This is a genomic window from Succinimonas sp., assembly GCF_045225735.1.
Taxonomy (GTDB): domain Bacteria; phylum Pseudomonadota; class Gammaproteobacteria; order Enterobacterales; family Succinivibrionaceae; genus Succinimonas.
Window position 1 is genome coordinate 1 of sequence record NZ_JBGVBR010000193.1, and the last position, 5,902, is coordinate 5,902.

Below are 5,902 nucleotides of genomic sequence, written 5' to 3' on the forward strand. Positions count from 1 at the left end.
CAAATTTGAATCAGATTATGCCGATTTCCTCTTTGAACTCTCTGACGAATTAGGCCTTTTGTTCGCGGGGCCGGGGGAAATGGGGGATTTCCTGCTGAATACCGCCCTGAGACAGATCGTCAGGGAACGCAGTTACGACTTCATTGATTACACCCATGTTCTTGGCGTTCTGGCGCATATGCTGGTGACTCCCGGCATGGCGGAGAAGTTTGTTCTGGCAAGAGCATTGCCGGCAAAGGAGTATCAGGAGAAGATCCGGGCATTTTTTGTCAGGCTCCGGAAATGCCCGTTCGCCTCCCTCGTCTCCGGCGCCGCGAGAACCGCGCTCATGGCGGGGTACTTCCTGTCCATGTCCCGCCGCATTGCCGTTCTGGGCCAGAAATATGAGTCACCCCTGGTCTTCCTGGCCGAGATGCGGGATCTCTTTAACAGAAACCCCGCGGCAGGGAAAAAGCTTATCAGGGAAGCCGGTCCGGAACTGAAATTTCTGGCGGAGATCTTCCCGGACGCCGAATCCCGGGAAAACATCGCCGCGGCGCTGGCTCTTTCCGAAGACCGGGCACATAACCATGAGGCGGGTGATTTCGGTAAATTGTGACCTTATGACAGATCTTTGTTCCCTCAAATTGATAAACTATCCGGAATGAGGCGTGTTTTCCGGTGACGACTGTACCTTTTGAGGGAACCAGGGCCATCCCGGAAATCAGAATGTTTTTTTTCAGCCGGATTAAGGTGGCTATGTTTAGAATTTTGCTTTCCGATCATGATGAAATGAACTCCATGATCATTGAAATGATCCTCCGGAAAGCCGGCTACGAGGTGCTGTCGGTGGTTCCCGAATTCTGTATCGGGGAACTGAAGTCGTCTCGCTTTGATCTCCTGCTTCTGGGTATTTCATCGCTTCATGGCGGGGGAATGCCCATTGTGGAGTGGATTCGGGCCGACGCCTCTCTTGCGGATATCAAAATAATCCTCCTGGCCTCCGCCACCATGAGAATAGACCTGACCAATGCCTATCGTCTGGGGGTGTTGGATTTTATCAGAAAGCCGGCGCTTCCGGAGGTGGTGACGCAGAAGGTGCGGGATGCTTTGCAGAAGACTCATAAGGACACCATTCTGGTAGTGGATGACGATCCCGGCAATCTTATTGCCTTTACGGAGATTCTTTCCATCTGCTACAGCATCAGAACTGCCTCATCGGGCCGGGAAGCAGTGGAACTGATACGGCGCGAGGTTCCGGATCTGCTGCTTCTGGACCTGCATATGCCCGGCATGGACGGTTTCGAGGTTATGGAGACACTGTCGGAGATAGACAGCGCCCGGAACCTTCCGGTGATCGTGGTTACCGCCGATGACGATGTGGATACCGCGGCGCAGATTTTTCAGTACGGAGCCATGGATTACCTCACCAAGCCCGTGGTCATGCAGGTGGCTGTTCAGAGAATTCGCCGCATTCTGGCTCTGTCGCATTTCCAGAACGATCTCCGGGACGAGATTCAGCAGAAGAACCGGGATCTGGTCGCTGCCAATATGCGGCTTCAGGCCCTGTCCGATCAGACTATCTATGCTCTGGCGGGAGCCATTGACGCCAAGGATGCCTATACCAACGGCCATTCCCGGAGAGTGGCGCAGTATTCCCGCGAAATTGCGAGGCGCATGGGGAAGAGCCAGTATGAGCAGAATGAAATCTATAATGTGGCTCTCCTTCATGACATCGGCAAAATCGCCATTCCCAACGGCATCATTGCCAAGCCCGGCAAGCTTACGGACGAGGAATTCCGCATTATCAAGTCCCATACCGTCCGGGGCTACGAAATTCTGAAAAACATCACGGTAATGCCCCTCCTGTATATCGGAGCCCGCTGGCATCATGAACGCTATGACGGACGCGGCTATCCCGACGGCAAGAAGGGAACGGACATTCCGGAGATTGCCAGAATTATCAGCGTTGCCGACTGCTATGATGCCATGAGCTCGGATCGCAGCTACCGCAAGGCTCTGCCGCAGAGCAAGGTGCGTTCGGAAATCGAGAACGGGCTGGGCACGCAGTTTGATCCCGAAATCGGGAAAATCATGATTGCCATGATTGACGATGACGAGGATTATCTGATGTGCCACAGCGTTAATTTTTCGCAGGCTGAATCCTGAAGGCCGGGTGGATGAAGATTTTCAGGGTGATGGCAGCGCGGGCAAGTTTTTTTAATGCGCCGTTACGGCGGGTATCCGGGGATCATTTCCGGTAATTTGAGAGAGGGATAATTATGGATTCGATAACTGCCTATACCGAGGAAATTGATGATCTGGCTCAGGCGGCTTCCGAAATTTTTGAGCAGGTTAAGGATTTTGTCCTGCGCAAAAATTCCATCGGGATTATCTTTGCCGAGGAGGAAACCAATTATGCCGAGCTTTACGAAATCCTGAAGCAAAAGTGGGATTTCCCGATTGTCGGCTGCACGGCCATGGCCATGCTGCAGGGCCGGGATTTCAGGAATGTGGGAATTTCCTTCATGATTATCTCTGCCGATGACTGCTATTTTGCAGCGGCGATTACCGATGATTTCAGCGTCGATAATTTCAGGGAGAAGCTTGAGGAGACCTACCGGAAAGCCGAGGCCGCGCTTCCTGAAAAGCCCCGGTTTATTCTGACGCTGGGAGAGATGGTGCGGGAGGATGCGGATGTGGATGCCGACAGCATTCTCTCCGAGCTTAACCGGCTTTCCGGCAACCTCCCGGTCTACGGAGCCCTGGCATCCGACAGCTTCAGCATGGGAGGGTACCGGATTTTCTTTAACGAAGAGATTCGGCAGCGCGGTCAGGTAATCGTCCTGGTAGCCGGCAATACGGAGCCCCGGTTCTATCATATTAATTCCATCAGCAACAAAGCCGCCTCAAGCTTCCAGGTAACCGAATCCAAGGGCAATATCGTTTACCGTCTCGGGCAGGAAACCTTTGTGGATGTGCTCAGGCAGCAGGGCATGAGCGTTGACAAGAAGATGGTGATGGGAGACTACATTCTCTCGCCTTTTGTGGTGTCCGTGGAGTATCCCGGCGGCGATCAGGTGGAGTACGCCCGCACCCTGGCATATCTGGATCATGAGCATGGCTCGGCGGGATTTCTGGGCTCCGTTCCCGATAACGCCGTAATGAGCGTGGCCATTATCAGCAGAGCTGATGTGCAGGCCTCTGTGGCCCGCGGTTTTGAGCAGGTGTTCGAGGATCTCAGAAACAGCAACGGCCGTTATAAAACCATCCTTTGCAGTACCTGCTGCGCCCGGTTTATCGCTCTCGGTTCCGATACCGCCGCCGAGGCCCAGGCTTACGGGAACGGCCTTCCCGACGATGTCTCCCTTATCGGCATTTACAGCTACGGGGAATATTGTCCGATAAAGGGCAGCAAAACCGGAAATTATTATAATTCCTTCCACAATTTCACGTTTTCCATCCTGATGATTTAACGCGCCTGAAGGAGGTGAAACATGGAAGAAGCAGATTATCAGCTGGAAATAAAGAAGATGAGCCGCGAGCTTCGCCGGCTTCGGAAGGATAACGAGCTTCTGCGCATTGCCAATGATCAGGCATCCCGCACTCAGGCGTATATCCAGAAGGACATGAATCAGCAGATATTCTATATAAACCAGCTCCTGAAGTCCTCTCCCTACCTTCTTATTCTGACCAACCGGCAGCTGCAGACCGTGATGATTTCCGATATCTTTTTCCGCCATGACCGGGAATTTACCAAGGCTCAGGTGCAGCGCGGCGTGCCCCTGGGCAAGGCGCTCAGGAATTACCTGAGTCCGGAACATGTCGCGGAGCTTATGGAGAAGTGCGAAAAGACGCTGAACGGAACGGACGTGCCTCCCTATCTCATAAAAACCGTCATCAGCGGGCAGAATTTTCATCTTCAGGTCACTATCAGTCCTATGGAGCAGCAGAACGAGGTTTGCGGTCTCAACCTGGTGTTTGTGAACGTAACCGCCATGGTGGAGGCTATTGAACATGCCCAGCAGGCCGATCGGGCGAAGAGCAATTTTCTGGCCAACATGTCCCATGAGATCCGCACCCCCATGAATGCCATTGTGGGCATGTCGGAATTCATCCTCCGAGACTGCGCGGATTCGAAGGCGAAATCCTATGCTTCCATGATCCGCTCCTCCTCCAAAACCCTGCTGTCCATAATCAACGACATTCTGGACTTTTCCAAAATCGAGTCCGGCAAGATGGAGATCATCAACAATTACTTCAAGCTGAGCTCCCTCATTTCCGATATCAATGCGCTTATCAGGATTCGCATCAATGAAAAGCCCATTAAGCTTCTTATGGACATTGATCACAAGATTCCCGACGAGCAGTTCGGCGATGACGTGCGCATCAAGCAGATCCTGATAAACCTTCTGGGCAACGCCATCAAGTTTACCAATAACGGCTCCATTACCCTGAAGATCTGGACCGAAGCCGTGCCGGAGCCCGGCGGCCTGTACCAGGTGTTCTATTCAGTCGCGGATACCGGAATCGGCATTAAGAAGGATCAGATGGATCGGATCTTCGACAATTTCACCCAGGTGGACACCAAGAGGAACAGATCGGTGGAGGGCACCGGTCTGGGGCTCCCCATTTCAAAGAATCTGGTCAGCATGATGGGGGGCAGTCTCCGGGTGGCCAGCGAATACGGCCGGGGCACCACCTTCACCTTTGACATTCTCACGAAATCCCGGGACATGACCCCGGTGGGAGAAATGAGCAAGCTCCTGTCGGAGGGAAATTTCAGTCAGGAGGTGTTCAAGGCTTCCTTTACCCTCAAGAACACCAGAATTCTGATTGTGGACGACAACGATCTTAATCTCAAGGTGGTGAGCGGCATTCTGTCTCCCTACAAGGCCACGGTTGAAACCGCCACGTGCGGAGCGGAAGCCCTGATGAAATGCGCCAAAGTCCGCTATGACCTGATATTCATGGATCATATGATGCCGGTTATGGACGGCGTGGAGGCCTCCGGCATGATCCGAAAGATGCCCTTCGGCGATGTTACCCCGATAGTGGCGCTTACCGCCAACGCCCTCAGCGGGGCGGCTCAGGAATACCGGCGGCTGGGCTTTCAGGATTTTCTGTCCAAGCCGGTGGATCCCTATGAAATGGATAATGTGCTCAGGCGCGTGCTGCCCCCCGAAATGATAGTGCCCAATCCCCTGGACGAGAGCGCGGCGCATCCGGCAAAGACGTCCCGGGAGGAGGCCGAGGCCGGCGGGACGGGGAACGCCAAAGCGGCGGTTTCCGGGAATTCCGGAGGAACCGAAGCCCCGTTCTCCGATCTTTCCTGCGAGCTTTCGGAACCGGATTCCCCGGAGGCGAAGGCGGTTTCCGGGGATCTTATGGACACCAAAGTGGGTCTCCGTTACTGCATGAGCAACCGCGATTTTTACCGGAAGATGCTGGACGCCTTTGTGGAGCTGAATTCCATTGATGAAATCGACAAGCTGTTTCAGGAGAAGGACTGGGCCAACTACCAGGTGAAGGTTCATGCTCTTAAAAGCGCGTCTTTGACTGTGGGAGCCCGGGCGCTGTCAGAGCTGGCCCGGGGCATCGAGCAGGCGGTGCGGGTCAATGATATCGGGTATGCGCTCCTGCATCATCAGGAGCTCTGCGCTGTTTTCCGGGAAACCCGGGATCTGATAAAGTCCGGAGAACTGGAGATCGCCTGACCGGCGTTCTCCAAAAGTATCGCTCCCCAAAAGACTTCTTACGCCAAAAGATATCTTATGCCGGGAACTCAAAAAAACGCGGTTCCCGGTTAGCGGGCTCCGCAGGCTGCCGCATTCTGCCGCATTCTGCCCCGCAGTCTTAATCATGAGGATGCAATTATGACCGAGTCTTATTTGGATGCTCTGGGAGCCGATGATTACTGGGC

At 53.8% G+C, this 5,902-nt stretch carries 4 protein-coding genes; all 4 read left to right on the forward strand.

The annotated features are described in order from the left end of the window. Window positions 1-598, forward strand: a 598-nt coding sequence (locus ACJROR_RS06780) for a hypothetical protein (RefSeq protein ID WP_406546456.1), incomplete at its 5' end; no start/stop codon positions are given. 140 nt (window positions 599-738) lie between these two features. Then, window positions 739-2,148, forward strand: a complete 1,410-nt coding sequence (locus ACJROR_RS06785; protein WP_406546457.1) for a response regulator — start codon at window positions 739-741, stop codon at window positions 2,146-2,148. A 113-nt stretch (window positions 2,149-2,261) separates the two neighbouring features. After that, entirely contained in the window at window positions 2,262-3,455 is a 1,194-nt protein-coding gene (locus ACJROR_RS06790; protein WP_406546458.1) for an FIST N-terminal domain-containing protein, read from the forward strand. A gap of 21 nt (window positions 3,456-3,476) precedes the next feature. Further along, window positions 3,477-5,696 carry an ATP-binding protein gene (locus ACJROR_RS06795; protein ID WP_406546459.1) on the forward strand — a complete coding sequence of 740 codons (2,220 nt, stop codon included), beginning with the start codon at window positions 3,477-3,479 and terminating at the stop codon, window positions 5,694-5,696. Window positions 5,697-5,902: the final 206 nt, after the last annotated feature.

Excerpts from the sequence above, each read along its gene's own strand:
- ACJROR_RS06790 (WP_406546458.1), top strand. The coding sequence starts at position 2,262 with ATGGATTCGATAACTGCCTATACCGAGGAAATTGATGATCTGGCTCAG.
- ACJROR_RS06795 (WP_406546459.1), top strand. The coding sequence starts at position 3,477 with ATGGAAGAAGCAGATTATCAGCTGGAAATAAAGAAGATGAGCCGCGAG.
- ACJROR_RS06785 (WP_406546457.1), top strand. The coding sequence starts at position 739 with ATGTTTAGAATTTTGCTTTCCGATCATGATGAAATGAACTCCATGATC.